This is a genomic window from Planctomycetaceae bacterium (assembly GCA_039680605.1).
In the GTDB taxonomy this organism is placed as follows: domain Bacteria; phylum Planctomycetota; class Phycisphaerae; order SM23-33; family SM23-33; genus JAJFUU01.
Genome location: JBDKTA010000004.1, coordinates 188,569 through 206,561, shown reverse-complemented (window position 1 = coordinate 206,561; position 17,993 = coordinate 188,569). Strand labels below are relative to the sequence as shown.

The window sequence follows — 17,993 nt, the reverse complement described above, 5'->3', positions numbered from 1 at the left end:
ATTTTGCGGCCGCCATCGCTTTGCCGATGGCGCTGGGGGTGGCGGGGGTTCTTGCCTTCATCAACCTCGCCCGCGCCGAGGACGCTCCGTCGCCCGCCCCCAAGGCAACAACCCCATCCACGCCCGGCGGCGTTTTCCATCTGACTCGACAAAGCATTTGGATTCGGACGGTCCCGGCGGTTGCCTTGCCGCCGGTGACACTGTCGCTGACGGCGCCGGCAAAAAAGAGCGCCGGCCCGGCCACGCCGTCTCGTCCCGTCTTGCGCCCGGAGTATGTCATCCGCCGAATGCGGGTGACGGCGTACTGCCCGTGCTGCGACTGTTGCGGACCGCGGGCCCGTGGCGTCACCGCTAACGGCACGCATATCTGGAAAACCGACGGGTATTTCCTCGCGGCTGACCCGGCGATTCCCTTCGGCACGCGGCTGTCTGTTCCCGGTTATGCGATGGATCGGCCGGTGCCGGTGCTCGATCGCGGCAGGGCGGTCACGACCGACTGCGTCGACGTGTACTTTGCCGATCATCGCACGGCCAAGCGGTGGGGGGTGCGCTGGCTGGATGTGAAGATTTACAACAGATCCTAGATCCCAGGTCCTCGATCCTGGGTATTGGTGGCACAGCCTTTCCAGGCTGTGGAGCACAGGCTGGAAAGCCTGTGCCACCTGTTGTTTTTCCCTTGGGATCTGCTTCTTACTGCGGAATTTTGAGCACGGTGCCGACGCGGAGCTGGTTGGGGTTGGAAAGTTTTTCGCGGTTGGCGTTGTAGATGTCGACGTGGCGGCGGTCGTGGCTGGGTCCGTAGACCTTGCGGGCGATTTTGGTCAGGGTGTCGCCGGGCAGGATAGTGTAGGTTCGAAAGGCGGCGGCGGGATCAGACCCCGCGGCGGCCTCGCGGGCGGGTGGCGCCGCGGCGGTGCGGGCGGGGGTGGTTCTGCCGGGCGCCGGCGCGGGCGGGGTGCTGAGGGCGCTGCCGCCCGCGGCGCGCATGGTGCGTTGTGCAGCCCCGCTGGCCTGGGCGTCGTACAGGTCCAGGATGTAAGAGACGCTGTGTCCGCGCCGGCCGATGGCGGGTTTGATCCGGTCGAAGACAGCCGCCGCCAGTTCAGCCTTGGCGAGCATCTTGGCCCGCCCGGTGGCTCGCAGGGCGGGGAACTGCCGCTCGAGGCGCGGGTCGTCCAGGACGACCTCCTCGCCGAAGTTCGGCGCCACCAGCCAGCACCCGTTGACTTTCACCACCAGCAGCCCCAGCCAGTCTCGGGCGAGGGTATTGGGGTCGTCTTCGAGAGTGGCCTGGGCCGAATCGACCGCCTGGGTGATGCGGGCCTCCCGGGCGAGGCGGGTGCTGTCGGGCAGGAGCGTGAAGTTGATCCGCCGCCCCCACCCGCGGCGCTTGAGTTCGCGCTGCAGCGCGGCGCTTCCGTAGGCTATCTCCATGGCGTCGTACCAGCGCTGAAACGACGAGCCGAAAGCGAACGACGCCTCGGCGGTCTGCGAGTCGGCGGCGTACACGCTGGAGCGGAACAGTTCCAGATCGCCCGAGCGATACGCGCGGACGAAGTTCAGAATGGCGTCTTTGGGGGTGGCTGCCCCGGTCGTGACTGGCAGAGGCGAGGACGAACCGGTCGCGCTGCGTGTGGCCGAGTGCGTGGGCGGAATTTTGCTGCACCCGCCCGCGGCCAGCGCTGCGACGGTCAGAGCCACCAGAATGCCTGTGTATGCGGCGCGCACGACGATTCATCCCGGCCGGCCGCTTGAACTGCGCACAAGCCGGTCTATTAATCTCATCGTCGGCAGGGGTCGCCGGGCTTGACCAAATATGGAGTGCGGCAGCAGCAGCTGCCGCTTTAAGAGTTTTTAGATCTGTCAAATGACCTCTCGCAGACGGAACAACTTCCAAAGCGGCGGCTCTGGCTGCCGCACTCCACATTACTTCGAGACTTCGATCACGTGACCGGTCCACGCCGGCGGCGGCGGGGCTGAGGCGTAACGCTGGCACCACTCGATGTAGATGGCCGAGGGCTTGTCACCGGCCAAAAGGGTCTGCGCCTTCTCGAACAGCTCGCGGGCCTGGGCGAAGCGGCGGGCGTTGAAGGTCTCCAGCGCTGCCGCAAACGTTCCGGCGCCCTCGCGCTGTGCGGGGCTGCAGGCGTCGGCGTAGCCCATGATTTCCCACGCGGCGGTCGGCTCGCTCACGCCTTGCACCGCCAGCAGCCCGATGGGGCGGGCAAGCAATTTGTCGCTGCCGCCGGCGGACCACGTGGGAGCGTCTGCCAGAGCGCGGGTTCCGAAGGCCTTGTTGGCGGCCTCGAGGCGGCTGGCCAGGTTCACGCACTCGCCGATGGCGGTGTAGTCCATGCGATCGGTTGAGCCGCAATCGCCGACCATCGCTCTTCCGCCGGCCACGCCCACCCGGGCCGCCAGCGCGACCGGTCGGCCGAGCTCGCCCGTCAACTCGGCGTTCAGGGCGGCGATGGCGTCGTGATATTCCGCCGCCGCAGACAGCGCCAGCGCCGCGTGCGACTCCTGCACCACCGGCGCGCCGAAGAGCACCAGCAGCCCGTCGCCGAGGAACTTGTTGACGTATCCGCCGCAGCGGTCCTGGACGATGCGGCAGGCGTGGTCGAAGTACCGGTTCAGCACCCGCACCGTGTCGGCCGGGCCCAGCGTCTGGGACATCGCCGTGAACCCGGCCAGATCGGTGAACATGCACGTGACGTCGCGCTGGCCCGGGCGGAGCATCGCCGGGTCTTCAATCAACTGGTCCACCAGCGCCCCCGACAACGCGTGGGCGAACATCCCGCGAATCTGCCGCCGCGCCCGCTCCTCGGTGAGCTGGCGATAAACCGTCACCGGCACAAACGCCGCCAGCATCGCCGCCAGAGGCCCTGCGGCCGCCAACTGCACGTGCCACAGCCCGAACACGACATACGCGTTGAGCACCGCATAGACCAGGCCAAAGGCCAGCACCATCAGGGCCGCATGCACCGGCCCGCGCGTGGCGGTGATCAGCGTGACCATGGCCCCGGCGACAATGGCGGCGGCGACGTTGAGCCACAGCGGGCTGACGCGGATGAACTGCCCCGACAGGATCGTCTCAAGGATGTTGCCATGCACCACCACCCCCGGCGTCTGCGGGCCGATGGGCGTGGCGACGAAGTCCGCCGCCTGCCCCGTCGAGTTGTACCCCACCAGGCAGATCTTGCCCCGCACCTCTTTGCCCAGCTCGGCGGTCAGCTCGGTCAGCGACTGGCGCAACTGCGGTTCCTGCGTGGCCAGGGCGTCGAGCTGTGCCAGCACCGACTTGACCGCCGCGATATTTTGCCCGAGCTGCTGTGACGGAACCGGCGCATCGGCTGCAGTCAGCCACGCGGCCCAGCGCCCGTCTTTACGCAAGGCGTCGATGACCTGCCCGGCGGTGGCATGCTGGCGGGCGAGGAGATCGGCGGCGCCGCGCTGCAACGCGGCGAGGGCTTGTTCGTCGGTCTTCTGGACGCTTGCCGGATCGTACAGCACTCGCCGCTGAAGGGCCTGCTGGGCCTGCACGCACTGCCCCTGGGCCTGGAGGAGCTGCTGCTGGTCCTCGACGGCCAGCTTCCAGTACTGGTTCTCAAGTTCGGCGCTGGGCCAGGTTCGCACCATCGACAGAATGTGCAGCCGCAGGGCCAGCGCCACTTCGGGCAGGCGCTCGAGCTGGGTCTTGTTCGCCCAGACGTTGAGGACGTTGCCGATGGCGATGTGCTTGCTGGCGCGGCGGCCGCGGGCCCAGTTGATCCGCAACGTGCCTTGCCAGAGCGGCACTTCTCGCAGCACCTGCCCGTCGGAGACGATCCGCAGCGAGTTGTTCTGCTGCTCGATGTCGTACCTGTTGCCGCCGCTGAGTTCATGCGCCGCCAGGGCCAGGGCGAACTGCGGGTACACGCCCAGGTGGTCGCTGTCGATCAGCACCGCTCCGCGGACGATCTTGTCGCTGTCGAAGGAGGTATTGGTCAGACCCATCAGCCTGGCGCCGGAGCCAAAGAGCACCAGCGGCGGGACGAGAGTTCGCGTTGGAGGCCCATCCTTATGCGGAGCGGGGGCGACGGCAAACGGCGCCGCGGCCAGCGTGCCTCGCCATTGCAGATAGGCCTTTTCGGTGTCTTCTCGCGCCGTCGCCGGCGCATCGGCGGGCAATTTGTCCAGCAGGGTCTTCAGGTTCCGGTCGTCCGACTGCAGGCGCACCCACTGCTGGCGGCGGTCGGGGGGCTCGTTCTTGAGGAAGATCGGCAGGGCGACGTTGCCTGCGCGGCGGATGGCGGCCGCGAGGATGGCGTCGTCGAAGATCACGCGGGGCTTGTCGTCGCCGATGATGCCCGAGCGGTCGGCCCCGTAGACTTCCTGCACCGCCGAGGCGTAGCGAACCGCCAGCGGTTCGGTGAAGGCGATGTCCAGGGCGATGGTCTTGGCGCCGCAGTCGTGCAGGACGTCGATGACGCCGGCGAGGTATTCCCGAGGCCACGGCCAGCGCCCGTAGGCCCGCAGGGAGTTGTCCTCGATGTCGACGTGGAGCACCTTGCCCGTCGGGCGGGCGAACGAGGCATGCTTGAGGCGAAGGTCGAGGGCGTAGAATTCCGCCCGGTTATCCAGGCGCGCCAGGCACAGCGCCGCTATTGCCAACGTCCCGGCCAGGCCCAGCAGGGCCGAAATGGTCAGACTGGATGCTCTGCGTTGCCGCCTCGCCATAGAGGCACTTTACGCGGCGCCCGCCCGCGGCTCAAGAACATTGCGCCGGATCGACACCTGTCAGAACCCGCCTGTATCCATTCCCGGCGACCCGGTGTCCGAAGGCGGCTGATAGTCTGACGGCGGTGGCGGCGGTGGGGGAGGCGGAGGCGGTGGCGGAGGATGCGAAGAGTCTGTCGTGCCGGGGTTCTGCGAATTACCCAGCGGCGAGGAGCCGCCGCTGGTGGAACCGTTGCTGAAGATGCCCTGGCCGCCGCCGTTGGTGTCTTGCGACCATTGCTCGCCGCCGGTCTGTCCGCCGCCGGTGTCGCCGAGGTTCACACTGGTGTTCTGCAGGTTCTGGTCGATCGACGTGCCGCCCTGACCGTTGGTGCCCTCGCCGTTGGAGGTGTTCTGGCTGAAGCCCGTGTTCGTCGTCGTGTTGCTGGTGCCGGTGTTGTTCTGATGAGCGTACCCGGTGTCGGCGTTGTTGGCCGTGTCGGTATCGGTGCCCGTGATGGTCATGGTGGCCACCGGCGTGGCAACTTTCAGATCGTTGCGCCCCTTGGTGGGGTCCACCTTGGTGTTGATCGAACCGTACTTGAGCCCCAGCCGCGCCTTGATGCCCGTGTTCATCTTGCGAAACTCGCCGATGCCGATCTTGGTGCCGCTGGAAATCGTGGCCGTTCCGCGGTCGGCCAGCTTGAGCACCACCTGCGCGCCCAGGCCCGTGCGGATCAGCGTCTGCTCGCCCAGCACGTCGTCTTTCTTGAGCGCCTGCCAGGCGGCGTCGGCCTTGGCCGCCTCGAGCTTCTGGGCCGATCCGGTCACGCTCAGCACCGTCACCTGCAGCGGCGGAAGAGGCGCCGGCGCTGCCGCAGCCGCAGGGGCCGCCGCCGCGGGAGCGGGAGCCGGAGCGGGGGCGGCCGGAGCTTGTTGAGCCAGCGCCGGCAGCGACCAGGCCAGCACGGCCGATACTGCAACGCATACGACAAGACGAGTTTTCATATCCGCATCTCCGGCAAGGATTCCGACATGTGAATAATAAGCTCTTTACAGGCGTCCGGCTACATGTGGGCGTTAATTCTGGGGCTTGTTGACGGCGTTGGGGAACTTGCCGGTGCGGCGGTAGATCTCGGCGCGGTTGAGCACGGCGACGAATTCCATTCCGGTTACCGGGTTGTACTCCACGCCCTCGCCCATCATGGAGCGATACTGCAGTTCGCGCAGGCAATAGCGGGTGGTCGGTCCGCTCAGGTGCATGATCACGCCGCCGCGGATGTCGCAGGCCTGGCAGACCATGAACGCCAGGCGCCCTCGCGTGAGCGGGCGCGTCGCTTCGAGGTCCCACTGGCGGCTGACCACGCCCCGCGCCTTCAGCGCGTCGGCCCGCTGGGTAAAGGTGGCGTGCTTGTCCGCGCCCTCCAGAACCAGCAGGATTCCGCGCATGGCGTCGTTTTCGCTGACGGCCGCCTGCGAACTCATGCGGTCCAGAAAGGCGGCGGAATCTTCGTCGGCCGGCAGATTCGCCGGCCCGGCGATCTTCGGCGCCGGCGTCTGGCATCCGGCACAGATCGCCGCCATCACCGCCGCCGCCAGGATGTTGCCCGCCGAAAAACGCATGCTCGTCCTCAGAAGCTCAGGAGAAAGCCAGTGTATACAAAATGCCGGATGCCGTCGCCGGCCGTGCCCGAATACGCCGCGCCGGGCGTGAAGACGCCGTAACGCACCGTCCAGGACAGGTCGCTGGTGATGCGCCAGTTGCAGTACACGTCCCACTCGGTGCCCAGGTGGGAGGCGTTATTGCTGGCGGTCGAATCGCTGATGGGCCCGCCCGAAGTGGCCTTGTTGAACAGGAAGAGCTTGGTCCCGACTTCCATCTCCCTGAACAGCCGCACGTCCTCAAAGGGCTTGAAGGCCGCCCCCACGGACACCATGTTCAGGTTCGAGATCCGCGGGGCGAAGGCCAGGCCCGTGTCGCGGAAACCGAAACCGTTGAACGCGTGATCGGTGGTTCCGGGGCGATTGCCGCCGATGGTGGCCGAGGAGTTGCTCGAGCGGTCGCCGTCGCCGCTGGCGTAGAGCCACTCGGCCATCAGGCGCGGACTCGTGCGGCAGCGGAAGAGGTATTCCAACTGGAGGTCCGCCGCGTACGCCTGGATGTCGTCGCGCCCGGAGGTGGCGCCGAAGCCGTACGTGTCGCCTGTCTCGCCGACGAGCTCGGCCTGGTATCGCAGGTCGCGCAGCAGGGCGCCGCTGCTGCCGACGCCGTAATACTGCGAGCTGTAGTCGTACTTCTGGTTGGGGTCGTCGCCGCGCGGGTCCGTCCGGTCGTGGTTGGCCATGAAGAACACGTACGGGCGGTGGCGGTCGAAGCCTTTGTACGTCAGCTCGGCGCCGAAGAAGTCGCGGTTCTGGTGGCGGGCGACGCGGTCCGACAGGTCGATGTTGGGCGAGTCTTCGATGCTGCGGCCCAGGAACGTGGCGAACTTCCACTTCGGACTCTCGACCTCGACCTGCACCTTGTCGATGGGGATCGACATCACCAGGGCCGACCCGATGGTCGTGAAGTCGCGCCCGATCAGGGCCCGCACGCTCGTCGAGGGCATCTGGCCGGTCTGGGCCTGGATGTGCCTGCCCCAGTCGAACTGGTACCACAGGCGTTCGATGCTGGCTTCGTCCTGATCGCCGCGCTCGTAGACGGGGTTGGTGCCGCTGTTCCAGTCCTGGTATTCCAGCAGACCGCGGAAGAACGCCGTGTGGACGCCCCGGTCGTTGTACCGCGCCCAGCCGCGAAGCTGGAAATCGCGCAGCGTGCGCTCCTTGCCCAGGGCGTCGTCGTAATTGAAGAACGCGAAGTTGAACCACCCGCCGGCGTCGAAGCCAACTTCGCGGGCCGCGGGCAACTGCTCATCGAGCGCCACGCGAAGCTGCTGCTCGTAAATCGACAGCGGACCGCCCGCCTCCTGCGCGACGGCGAAGGATGTCCACAGCATCACTGCTGCCAGAGCGGCCCCCGCACAGAAATAGTGTCGCCGGCGTCTATGCATGTACGATCCGAAGGGATCTGCCCGGGAACCGCGCCCCAAGCAAACCGCCGTAGATTAGGTATCGACGCAAAGCCTGTCAACGCTGAAATGTCTTATGCCCGCCGAAAAACGAAGCACGCCTTTTTCTGGCATGACTCACCAACGGCGCAGCACCGGTCCCGGTCACCTGAGGCGCTGCCGATGGCGGGCCTGGTCGACGCATGCCCAGCGCCGGTCTCGAAGCGGTACGGGCTATACCGCAATTGAACTTTCCTTGCACTTTGTTGTACTTTTCACAGCAGAATTCGCCCGCCCGTCCTTCCCGTTGAGGTAAACACGGACCCAGATAGTCGACATTCCCAAGTCATCGCCTGCTGACCGATGCCCGACGCCGGTCCGCCGATCAGGGCGATATAATTGCCGCGCGGCGATCATCCACCGACACAGGAGCGCCGGCGATGTACCCGACGGTTCTGAACTGGCTCAACGGTCACGGATATCCGGCGCTTGCAGGACTGCTGGCGGCGGGAGTATTCGGTCTGCCGGTGCCCGACGAGACGCTGCTGGTGTACGCCGGTCTGCTGTCGGCTCAGGGGGTGCTCAACCCGGTCTGGGCGATCATATCGGCTTCGCTGGGCAGTTGGTGCGGCATCTCCGTCAGCTATGTTCTAGGCCGGACGCTGGGGCATAAAGTTCTGCCGTGGGTCGAGCGCCACATGCCGTCACTGCACCGTCGCGTCCAGACCTCGCACCGCTGGTTCGCCCACGCCGGGCGCTGGACGCTGACCTTGGGCTACTTCATTCCCGGCGTGCGGCACGCTACGGCCATCGTCGCCGGCGCCTTGGACGTCAAGACCGGCTCGTTCATGGCCTTCGCTTATCCTGGCGGCGCGGCATGGGTGACGGCGTTCATCCTGCTGGGCTACTACCTCGGGCAGGAGGCACTGGTGCTGCTGGGGCAGTTCTGGCGGGTCGCGCTGATCGGGCTGGGCGGGGTGGTTCTTCTTGGAGGCTTCTGGGCTCTGTGGCGATGGTTGGGCGCGCGCCGGAAATGATCCGCCGCTTATCGGGGCTCACGCCTGCGTTCGCGCCAGTTCGTCTTCAAATGTGGCGATATCGTGGGCCCAGCGGCGGGCTTCGTCTTCGGTGACGGTTTCGGCGGCTACCAGCAGCGCCAGCGATCGTTCCATGGTGACCATGCGTTCGGAGGGGATGTCTTTGCAGCGGGTCTGGAGCTGCGTGTAGAGCTGCTCGACCTTTTGCGTGCGGATGATGTTGGCCACGGCGGGGGTGTTGTTCATGATCTCCATCGCCGCGACGCGGCCGGCCCCGTCGGCGCGCGGGATGAGTTTCTGGGCGATCACGTACGCCAGGCCCAGCGAGAGCTGGCTGGCCACTTCGTCCTGGCGGGATGGCGGGAACATGTCCAGCAGCCGCGTGACGGCCCCGCGCGCGTCGCGGGTGTGCAGCGTCGAGAAGACCAGGTGCCCGGTCTCGGCGGCAGTGAGGGTCCAGGTGGCCGACTCGAGGTCGCGCATCTCGCCGACGAAGATCACGTCGGGGTCTTCGCGCAGGCAGTCGCGCAGGCCGCGGGCGAAGTCCGGAACGTCGCGCCCGACCTCGCGCTGCGAGATCATCGCCCGTTCGCTGGTCAGGCGGTACTCGATGGGGTCTTCCAGCGTGATGATGCGGCAGGGGCGCGTGCGGGCGATGTGGGCGATCAGCGCCGCGATGGTGGTGCTCTTGCCCGCCCCGGTGATGCCCGTCACCAGCACCAGCCCGTGCTGGCGGGCGACGATGTCGCGCCAGACGTCGTTGGGAAAGCCCACCCCCTCGACGCGCGGAGCCTTGGCATCGAGCGCGCGGACGGCGATGGCCGGGCCGTCCATGTCGAAAAAGCAGTTCAGGCGGAACTGCAGCCCCTCGGCGAAGACCGACCCGTCGAGCGAGCGGCGCGTCTTCAACTGTTCCAGTTCCGCCGGGCACAGCAGCGTTTCCAGCAGGGCCGCCGTCGTCGCCTCGTCCAGTGGCGGGCCTTTCATCGGCTGAAGCAGCCCGTCGAGGCGGTAGGTGGGCGGGCAGCCGACCTTGAGGTGCAGGTCCGAGACCCGCAGCGTCCCGGCGTGCGAGAAATACTTGAGCAGGTCGCTCATGCTCAGCACGCGGCCGTCCGAGACGCGGTAGACCTTGGAGTCCATGCTGCGGCGCGATTGGGGTTTGGGGTCCATGGCAAGATCATACCTTTGCGGCGGGCCAGAAACCATGGAGTGCGGCAGCCATAGCTGCCGCTTTGGTAGTTTTCGAGCAAGTGGCGTACTGCTGACACCAAACAACTCCGAAAGCGGCAGCTAGGGCTGCCGCACTCCATAGGTCACATCGCCGCGCTGAAGGGGTCGCAGGACAGATTCGCGCTGCCGCAGTAGAGGCACTTGCTGTGGCGGGGGGACATCACGCGGCCGCACTTGTGGCAGGTCTTGATCGTGCGGGTGAGTTTGCCGTCGGCCTTGCCGTCGGCCAGGTCGATCTCGCGCACGCGCTGGGCGAGGTCGGCCGGCGTCAGATTGGTCTTCTCCGACAGCAGCGACCACATCGCCATGTTGATCAGCGTCAGGCGGTCGAGGCGGTCTTCGAGGTGTTCCATGTCAGTGCGGCTGGCGGCGGGCTGGCGGTCGCGAATCGCCTGGGTGGTCTCCATCTGCGGACGGACGTGTGAATCGGTGTAGGGCATGCCGGCAAAGACGTTCAACAAGTCGCTTACGATGTCGATCATGATAATTTCCTTTCGCCGCCCGAGCAGATTAATGTCCAACATTATTCTACCCTTGCGCTGGAATAGTGGAAAGCGGGCTGTGTGGGGGCGATAATTGCCTGTAGACCCGCATCCCCTTTGGGAAAGGAACCCGTCATGAAATTGCTTATCGCAACGCTCGTCGGTCTGCTGTTAGTCTTGGTACCCTTCGCCGTTTGTGCGAGGGATGTCGCGCCTATCCCCAGCACCGCTCAGACAGTTGCCCGCAGCAGCAACACCTTTGCGGTGAACCTGTACCAGCGGCTGGCCGCGGGGCAGCAGAAGAACCTGTTCTTCTCCCCCAGCAGCATTCACACGGCTTTGGCGATGGCGCTGACCGGCGCGCGGGGGCAGACCGCCTCGCAGATGCGCGACGCAATGGACTGGCCCAGCGACGACCCGGCCGTCACGGCGGCGGCGTTCAATAGCCTGCTCGAGGGGCTCAAGCCCGGCAAGAACGCGCATTACGAACTGCACAGCGCCAATTCGTTGTGGGGGCAGAAGGGGTACGACTGGAAGGCGGACTTCCTGAAGTTGACCAAAGAGCAGTTCCAGGCCCCGCTGCGCGAGGTGAATTATCAAACCGCCCCCGACGACGCGGCCAAGCAGATCAACGCCTGGGTCGAGAAGGAGACGCACGACAAGATCAAGGACCTGATCAAGCCCGGCATGCTCACCGCCGACACGCGGCTGGTCCTGGCCAATGCGATCTACTTCAAAGGCACGTGGTTGCACCAGTTTAACAAGAATGCCACGCAGGACGCCGACTTCCGCACCGGCGGCAAGACCGTCAAGGTGCCCATGATGTTCCAGAAGGCCCGCTTCGGCTACGCGGCCGATGACGATGTGCAGGTGCTCTCGATGCCGTACAAGGGCAACGAGCTGTCGATGGTGATCGTGCTGCCCAAGAAGGACGACGGCTTGCCCGCCCTGGTCAAGGACATGACGCCCGCAAAGCTGGAGGCCTGGATCACCCGGGTGCGCAGCCGGGAAGTGCTGACGTACGTCCCGCGATTCAAGATGACCGACGAGTTCGCCCTGTCAGCGGCGCTCAAAGAGATGGGCATGAAAGACGCCTTCGACCCTGCGGCCGCCGACTTCTCCGGCATGGACGGCAAGCGCGACCTGTTCATCAGCGCCGCGCTGCACAAGGCCTTTGTGGACGTGAACGAGGAAGGCACCGAAGCCGCCGCCGCGACTGGGATCATGGTCGGCGTGACGTCGGTACAGATCGACGAGCCCCCGACGTTCCGGGCGGACCACCCGTTCCTGTTCGTCATCCGCCACAACGCCACCGGAGCGATGCTATTCCTGGGGCAGGTGGTGGATCCGAAGTGAAGAAGGTCTGCGCACGTTATTTGGAATTGAAGATCATTCCGGCTGCATTGCTTGCAGTTTGGCGTCCTTTTGATCCGGTAGTCCCTGAAACCAGAGACGGACGCCAAACTGCAAGCAATGCAGCCGCAAGGCGCTGCAAGTCGGTCCTGCATATCCCCAGGGTCAGCGCTCCGCCGCCATCAGGTCTTCGTAGGTTTCGCGGCGGCGGATGATGCGCCACGTGTCGCCTTCGACCAGCACTTCGCACACGCGGGGGCGGGAGTTGTACTGGCTGGACATCACGAACCCGTACGCCCCTGCCGTGAAGACGCTCAGCAGGTCGCCGCGCTGCATCGGAGGCAGGGGGCGGGCCTTGGCCAGAAAGTCGCTCGACTCGCACACGCCGCCGACGATGTCGGCCTCGACCGCCCCGGCGGGCTTGAAGCTTAGCCGCCGCTGCGGGGGCTCTTCGCCCGCCGCAAGCTGCGCGGGGTAAACAAAATGCTCGCTGCCGTACAGCGCCGGGCGGATCAGGTCGGTCATCGCCGCGTCGACGATGACGAACTTGCGCTCGTGGCCGTCCTTGACGTACTGCACCTGCGTCAGCAGGATGCCCGCGTTGGCGACGATCTGCCTGCCGGGCTCAAGCACCACGTCGAGCCCCGCATCCTTCAACAGCGGCACGATCGCCTTGGCGTACCGCTCTGCCGCCGGCGAGGCGCCTTGCTCGTAGTCGGCTGCGAACCCGCCGCCAATGTCCAGCGTGCGGACGGTGAAGCCCTTGCTGCGCAACTGCCCGATGAGCGTCAGCGTGCGGCCGATGGCCTCGACGTACGGCTGTGCCGAGTAGATCGGCGAGCCGATGTGAATGTGGATCGCGTCGAGCCGCACGTGCTTGTCGCGGCCGTAGGTCTCGAAGAACTTGATCGCGCGATGGATGTCGACGCCGAACTTGCTGTCCTTCTTTCCCGTGGCGGTGTAAGCGTGCGTCTGCGCGTCGTACACGTCGGGGTTGAGCCGCAGGGCCGCGCGAACAGTCTTGCCAGCCGCCGCGGCCAGGGGCGAGATGTTCTCGAACTCCGGTTCCGATTCGACATTGAAAATGCCGATCCCGGCCGCGATGGCCTCGGCGATTTCTTTGTCGGTCTTGCCCACGCCGGCAAAGACGATCTTTGAGCAGTCCGCCCCAGCGGCGATCGCGCGGGCGATCTCGCCGCCGCTGACGACGTCAAAGCTGCTGCCCAGGCCCGCCAGCAGCCGCAGCACGTGCAGGTTCGACAGCGACTTGATGGAATAGCAGATCGTGGGTTTCAGCGGCGCGAACGCATCGGCCATCGCCTGGTAGTGCGCGCGGAGCGTCGCGGCGGAGTAGATGTAAACCGGCGTGCCCGCCGCCGCCGCGATGTCGGCCACCTTCACGTCTTCGCAAAACAGCGACCCATTTCTGTACTCGAACCGATCCATAACGCATTACTCCCGAGGTTGTGCGTATTGAATCAGAAATGCTCTGGCGTTTCCAGTTGGAGAGATCGTGTCGCGGGCGTCTCGCCCGCGCGTGGCGAGGGCATCTTCGCTCTCCGGGGATCGCGGGCGAGACGCCCGCGACACGCGCGGGCGAGACGTCCGCGACACGAATAACTGCGGGCTTCCGCTGTCCCGCTAACGTTCGCTCGACGGCGCCATCCTCGTTTGGTACGCTTTCCCCATGAGCACACAACCGATCATCCTGGTGACCGAACCGCTGAGCAAGCGGGCGATGGATTATCTGCGGCAGCATGGACAGGTCGTGCAGTGCAAACCCGAGCAGGTTGGCGAGCATATCGCCCAGGCCGACGCGCTGGTGGTGCGGACGTACACCATCGTCAACGCGGCGCTGCTGGACAAGGCCCCCAGGCTCAAAGCCGTCGGCCGTGCGGGCGTGGCGATCGACAACATCGACGTGCCCGCCTGCCGCAGCCGCGGCGTCGAGGTGGTGCACACGCCGGCGGCAAACACCTGGGCGGTCGTCGACTACACCCTCTCGATGATCCTGCAAATGAACCGGCGGTTCTGGCCGCTGGGCGGGCCGGTCGCACCCGAGGAGTTCCACCGCATCCGCAACCAGTCGTTCGGGCGGTTCCTCTCGTCGCTGACGCTGGGGATCGTCGGCGCGGGGCGCATCGGCAGCCGCGTCGGCCGCGCTGCGGCGGGGCTGGGCATGACCGTCCTCTACAATGACGTTATCGACATCGCCCTGGACTACCCCGCCCGGGCCCTCGATAAGCCCGCGCTCTACGCCGCCAGCGATATCGTCACCATCCACACGCCGCTCAACGCCACCACGCGCGGGTTGATCAACGCCGCCGCCCTGGCGCAGTTCAAGGACGGCGCCCAGTTCATCAACGCCGCCCGCGGCGGGTGCATGGTCGTGCCAGACGTGGCCGCCGCGCTGCGCAGCGGCAAGCTGTCCGCCGCGGCGATCGACTGCCACGACCCCGAGCCGCCGCCGGCGGACTACCCGCTGTTTGGCATCGACACAGCGATCCTCACCCCGCACATCGCCGCCCGCGTGCCCCAGGCGATGGAAAACATGTGCGACGTCGTGTTCGACATCGCAGCGGTCCTTCAAGGTCGCAAGCCCCAGTACCCGGCGGTTGAAGAATAGGAACCACGGATCGCCCTATCCGCCGCTTGCGGCGTAGCAGTCGTTCGGTAATTAGAGAGACTAAACGTTCAGCATGGTGATCCGTTTTGTGATCTCATCGTGAGCGGCGGCGTGCCAGTTGGCGGACTTTCTTGAGCAGTTCCACGACCAGAAAGACGCTCAGCCCCACGCCAAGGATCTTCACCCAGGCCGCGGCGGGGATAGCCGAGGTATGGAAGAGACGGTTCATGAACGGCAGATACGTAAAGGCCAATTGCGTCATGACTGTCGCGGCCAGGCCTAACAGGATCCACCGGTTGGTCAGCGGCCCGATGGAAACCAGCGTGCGCGTCAGCGAACGGCAGTTGAGCAGATAGAACGCTTCGACGAACACGATCACGTTAACGACGATCGTCCGTGCTTCGTCCAGCTCCGTGCCGCCGGTTCGTTCCCAGATAAACAGGAGGAACCCGCCGGCGACCATCATGGCCGAGACCAGCGCCGTCTGCCACAGCAGGGCGGGGGTCAGGATCGGCGCCGCCGGCGGGCGCGGGGGGCGGTCCATCATGCCCGCTTCTTTGGGCTCGAAAACCAGCATCAGCCCCAGCAGCAGCGCCGTGGTCATGTTCACCCAGAGCAACTGCACCGGCAGCAGCGGCAGGCTTCGACCGGCCAGGACTGCCAACAGGATCATCAGCGCCTCGCCGGCGTTGGTGGGGATGGTCCAAGTGATGAACTTGGTGAGGTTGTCGAAGATGTTGCGCCCCTCTTCGACGGCGGCCTCGATGGATGCAAAGTTGTCGTCGGTGAGGATCATGTCGGCGGTGCCCTTGGCCACGTCAGTGCCGGTGATGCCCATGGCCACGCCGATATTGGCCTGCTTGAGAGCCGGGGCGTCATTGACGCCGTCGCCGGTCATGGCCACGACGTGCCCGCGGTCTTGCAGCGCTCGCACCAGGCGCAGCTTCTGCTCGGGGGCGACGCGGGCGAAGACGGCCGTCTCGTCCGCCACCGCTGCCAGCGACTCATCGGATACCCGCTCGAGCTCCAGCCCGGTGATGACCCGCATGGGCTGGTGGGAATCCGCCCCGCCGCGCAGCCCCAGTTGTGCGGCCACCGCCGCGGCCGTCCCGGCATGGTCGCCGGTGATCATTTTGACGGCGATTCCGGCGCGTTGGCAGCTTGCCACGGCGCGGATTGCTTCTGCCCGAGGCGGGTCGATCATCCCCTGCAAACCCAGGAAGGTCAGCCCACCTTCGGCGTCTTGAGACTCAAGGCGGTCGCGCGAGCTTTCCAGTTCCCGGCGGGCGAACGCCAGCACGCGCAGACCGTCGGCGGCCATGCGATCCACGGCCTCGCCCACGGCGGCGGCGTCCAGAGGAACCCTCTCTCCGGCGGCGTTCAGGGCGTCCTGGCAGGCTCCGAGCACGTGCTCGGCCGATCCCTTTTGGTACAAAACGCATCGTCCGTCCCAGCAGTGCAGGGTGGCCATGTACATCCGCTCGGACTCGAAGGGAATCACGTCCACGCGCGGGCGCTGGCGGGCGGTTTCCGAGGCGTCATAGCCGCCCTTCTGGGCCGCCACGATCAGCGCCGCCTCAGTCGGGTCGCCCTCGACCTCAAGGCGTCCGTCCTTTGTGACCAGTTGCGAATCGTTGCACAAGAGCCCGCACAGCAGGCATTCCGCCAGCGCCGCATCCGCCGACGGCTCGACGCGCTGTCCGTCGCGCAGGATCTGTCCGGCCGAGCCGTACCCGCTGCCGGTGACTTCGTGGAACTCGCCGCCGGCATAGACGCGGGCGACCGTCATCTGATTCTCCGTCAGCGTGCCGGTCTTGTCGGAACAGATGACCGTGGTGCTGCCGAGTGTTTCGACGGCCGGCATCTTGCGGATGATCGCATGGCGTCGCGCCATCCGCGACACTCCGATGGCCAGCGTGATGGTGACCGCCGCCGGCAGCCCCTCCGGAATCGCCCCGACCGCCAAGGCCACTGCCGCCATGAACATCTCGGCTGCGCCATTGCCCCGAAGCACACCCACAACGAATGTCAGGGCCGCCAACGCCAGTACCGCCACCAGCAACCAGCGGCTGAAATGGGCGATCTTCCGGGTCAGGGGCGTCGACAGATTCGCCGCCGATGAGATCATGTCGGCGATGCGCCCCGTTTCGGTATGATCGCCGACGGCGCAAACCAGCCCTTCCGCCTGACCGTAGGTCACCAGCGTTCCGGTGAAGGCCATGTTCCTGCGGTCGGCAAGCCCCGTGTCCTGCGCCAGGGCGCCGGCGTCCTTGGAACTGGGGACCGATTCCCCCGTCAAAGCCGCCTCCTCGACCTGAAGATTTCGCACCAGCACCAGCCGCAGATCGGCGGGGATGCGATCGCCCGATTGCAGCAGCACCAGGTCGCCGGGTACCAGCTCGGCCGAGGGGACCCGCATCTTCTGCCCCGCGCGGCGAACGGTCGCCTCCGTGCGCACCATCCGCGACAGCGCCGCGATGGCCTTCTCCGCCTTGGACTCCTGAAGGAACCCCACCACCGCATTGACCAGCACCACGCCGAAGATCACCGACGCGTCGACATACTCGCCCAGCAGCACCGACACCGCCGCCGCCGCAACCAGAATGTAAACCAGCGCCTGGTTAAACTGCTCCAGGAACTTCAACCACGCCGGCGTGCCGGCCCGCGCCGTCATCTCATTGGGCCCAAAGCGCTGCCGCCGCTGGACGACTTCTTCCGCCGACAGGCCTGCCTCGACGGCCGTCTCCAGCTCCCTCAGCGCGTCGGGCGTCGTAATCGCGTGCCAGTGAACTTCACTCGGGTCTCGCATCAGGCCTCCTGTGGCAGTAAGGAATCAACCTTTACCACGATATTCTAGCCGCTGACCGCATATTTAGCCCGCTTGCGGCTTGGCAGTTCTTCGGATAGCAGTAAAACCGCCAAACGGCGGAAACCGGAGGCGCAACTAAACCTTCATCATGCCCACAAACTCTGTCGTTCGCTCGGGCGTGATGACCAGGCCCGGTCCGGTAAGGCGCTCGATCAGGATCATGCCGTCGCGGCGCGAGATGTACATCTCCATCGGGCCCAGGTTGCGGCTGTGAAAGCGTCCGAAGGCGCCCCAGAGCCCGCCCGCGCCGAAGACCCGCAGCGTGCGCCCCAGGTCGTCGCGGGTCAGCGGGCGCACCGCGACGATCTCTTCTCGCAGCAGCGTCCGCACGCGCCACGGCCAGACGATCTGCAGCCCCTCGGCGGTGACGACGAACTCGCGAGGTCGCCACAGACCGTACACCAGGGCGAAGATGCTCCAGAGAAACACCGCCGCCACCGGCGCCAGCCATCGCGACTGCGCCGGGGCCATGATGAGGATCGCCACCGGCGCAGCAGGCCCCATCGCCAGCAGCAACCACGTGCCGACAGCCACGCCGAAAGACATTCTGGCCAGGGCGAATCGTTCCATGCGGGACCTCTATGCAATAGTAGGGGGTTCGGGCGGCGGGCCTGCAATGGAAAAACGAACTCTCCGCCGCCGGGCGCG

Annotated in this window: 14 protein-coding genes; 4 read left to right on the top strand and 10 right to left on the bottom strand. The window is 66.2% G+C overall.

Annotated features, from left to right (window positions below; genetic code table 11):
• Positions 1-194 precede the first annotated feature (194 nt).
• Positions 195-584, top strand: a complete 390-nt coding sequence (locus ABFD92_01125; protein MEN6503115.1) for a 3D domain-containing protein — start codon at positions 195-197, stop codon at positions 582-584.
• Between the two features lie 106 nt (positions 585-690).
• Here the strand turns inward: ABFD92_01125 and ABFD92_01120 are convergent, their stop codons facing one another.
• The 5 genes from ABFD92_01120 to ABFD92_01100 form a co-directional block, all read right to left on the bottom strand.
• Positions 691-1,728 (bottom strand): LysM peptidoglycan-binding domain-containing protein, encoded by a 1,038-nt coding sequence (locus ABFD92_01120; protein MEN6503114.1) that lies wholly within the window; start codon positions 1,726-1,728, stop codon positions 691-693.
• Between the two features lie 198 nt (positions 1,729-1,926).
• On the bottom strand, positions 1,927-4,719 hold the full coding sequence (locus tag ABFD92_01115; GenBank protein ID MEN6503113.1) for a CHASE2 domain-containing protein: 2,793 nt from the start codon (positions 4,717-4,719) through the stop codon (positions 1,927-1,929).
• 60 nt (positions 4,720-4,779) lie between these two features.
• A complete protein-coding gene (locus tag ABFD92_01110; GenBank protein ID MEN6503112.1) occupies positions 4,780-5,706 on the bottom strand; it encodes a FecR domain-containing protein in 927 nt (308 codons plus the stop codon).
• Positions 5,707-5,778: 72 nt separating this feature from the next.
• The gene (locus ABFD92_01105; protein ID MEN6503111.1) at positions 5,779-6,321 is read right to left on the bottom strand and encodes a hypothetical protein; all 543 of its coding nucleotides are present in this window, start codon (positions 6,319-6,321) and stop codon (positions 5,779-5,781) included.
• Between the two features lie 8 nt (positions 6,322-6,329).
• Entirely contained in the window at positions 6,330-7,694 is a 1,365-nt protein-coding gene (locus tag ABFD92_01100) for an alginate export family protein (protein ID MEN6503110.1), read from the bottom strand.
• A gap of 491 nt (positions 7,695-8,185) precedes the next feature.
• Here ABFD92_01100 and ABFD92_01095 point away from each other — a divergent pair, with 491 nt between their 5' ends.
• On the top strand, positions 8,186-8,782 hold the full coding sequence (locus tag ABFD92_01095) for a DedA family protein (GenBank protein ID MEN6503109.1): 597 nt from the start codon (positions 8,186-8,188) through the stop codon (positions 8,780-8,782).
• An 18-nt stretch (positions 8,783-8,800) separates the two neighbouring features.
• Here ABFD92_01095 and ABFD92_01090 read toward each other — a convergent pair whose 3' ends face one another.
• Both ABFD92_01090 and ABFD92_01085 read right to left on the bottom strand, forming a co-directional pair.
• Positions 8,801-9,955 (bottom strand): PilT/PilU family type 4a pilus ATPase, encoded by a 1,155-nt coding sequence (locus tag ABFD92_01090; protein ID MEN6503108.1) that lies wholly within the window; start codon positions 9,953-9,955, stop codon positions 8,801-8,803.
• Positions 9,956-10,098: 143 nt separating this feature from the next.
• Positions 10,099-10,497 carry a hypothetical protein gene (locus ABFD92_01085; protein MEN6503107.1) on the bottom strand — a complete coding sequence of 133 codons (399 nt, stop codon included), beginning with the start codon at positions 10,495-10,497 and terminating at the stop codon, positions 10,099-10,101.
• Positions 10,498-10,632: 135 nt separating this feature from the next.
• Between ABFD92_01085 and ABFD92_01080 the strand changes: the two genes are divergently transcribed.
• The gene (locus tag ABFD92_01080; GenBank protein ID MEN6503106.1) at positions 10,633-11,853 is read left to right on the top strand and encodes a serpin family protein; all 1,221 of its coding nucleotides are present in this window, start codon (positions 10,633-10,635) and stop codon (positions 11,851-11,853) included.
• 162 nt (positions 11,854-12,015) lie between these two features.
• Here the strand turns inward: ABFD92_01080 and lysA are convergent, their stop codons facing one another.
• Positions 12,016-13,296 carry a diaminopimelate decarboxylase gene (gene lysA / locus ABFD92_01075; protein ID MEN6503105.1) on the bottom strand — a complete coding sequence of 427 codons (1,281 nt, stop codon included), beginning with the start codon at positions 13,294-13,296 and terminating at the stop codon, positions 12,016-12,018.
• Between the two features lie 241 nt (positions 13,297-13,537).
• Between lysA and ABFD92_01070 the strand changes: the two genes are divergently transcribed.
• Complete coding sequence (locus ABFD92_01070; protein MEN6503104.1) at positions 13,538-14,476, top strand: NAD(P)-dependent oxidoreductase; 939 nt, start codon at positions 13,538-13,540, stop codon at positions 14,474-14,476.
• Between the two features lie 94 nt (positions 14,477-14,570).
• Here ABFD92_01070 and ABFD92_01065 read toward each other — a convergent pair whose 3' ends face one another.
• Positions 14,571-17,285 (bottom strand): cation-transporting P-type ATPase, encoded by a 2,715-nt coding sequence (locus ABFD92_01065; protein ID MEN6503103.1) that lies wholly within the window; start codon positions 17,283-17,285, stop codon positions 14,571-14,573.
• A gap of 135 nt (positions 17,286-17,420) precedes the next feature.
• Positions 17,421-17,915 carry a PH domain-containing protein gene (locus tag ABFD92_01060; protein ID MEN6503102.1) on the bottom strand — a complete coding sequence of 165 codons (495 nt, stop codon included), beginning with the start codon at positions 17,913-17,915 and terminating at the stop codon, positions 17,421-17,423.
• Between the last annotated feature and the right edge of the window lie 78 nt (positions 17,916-17,993).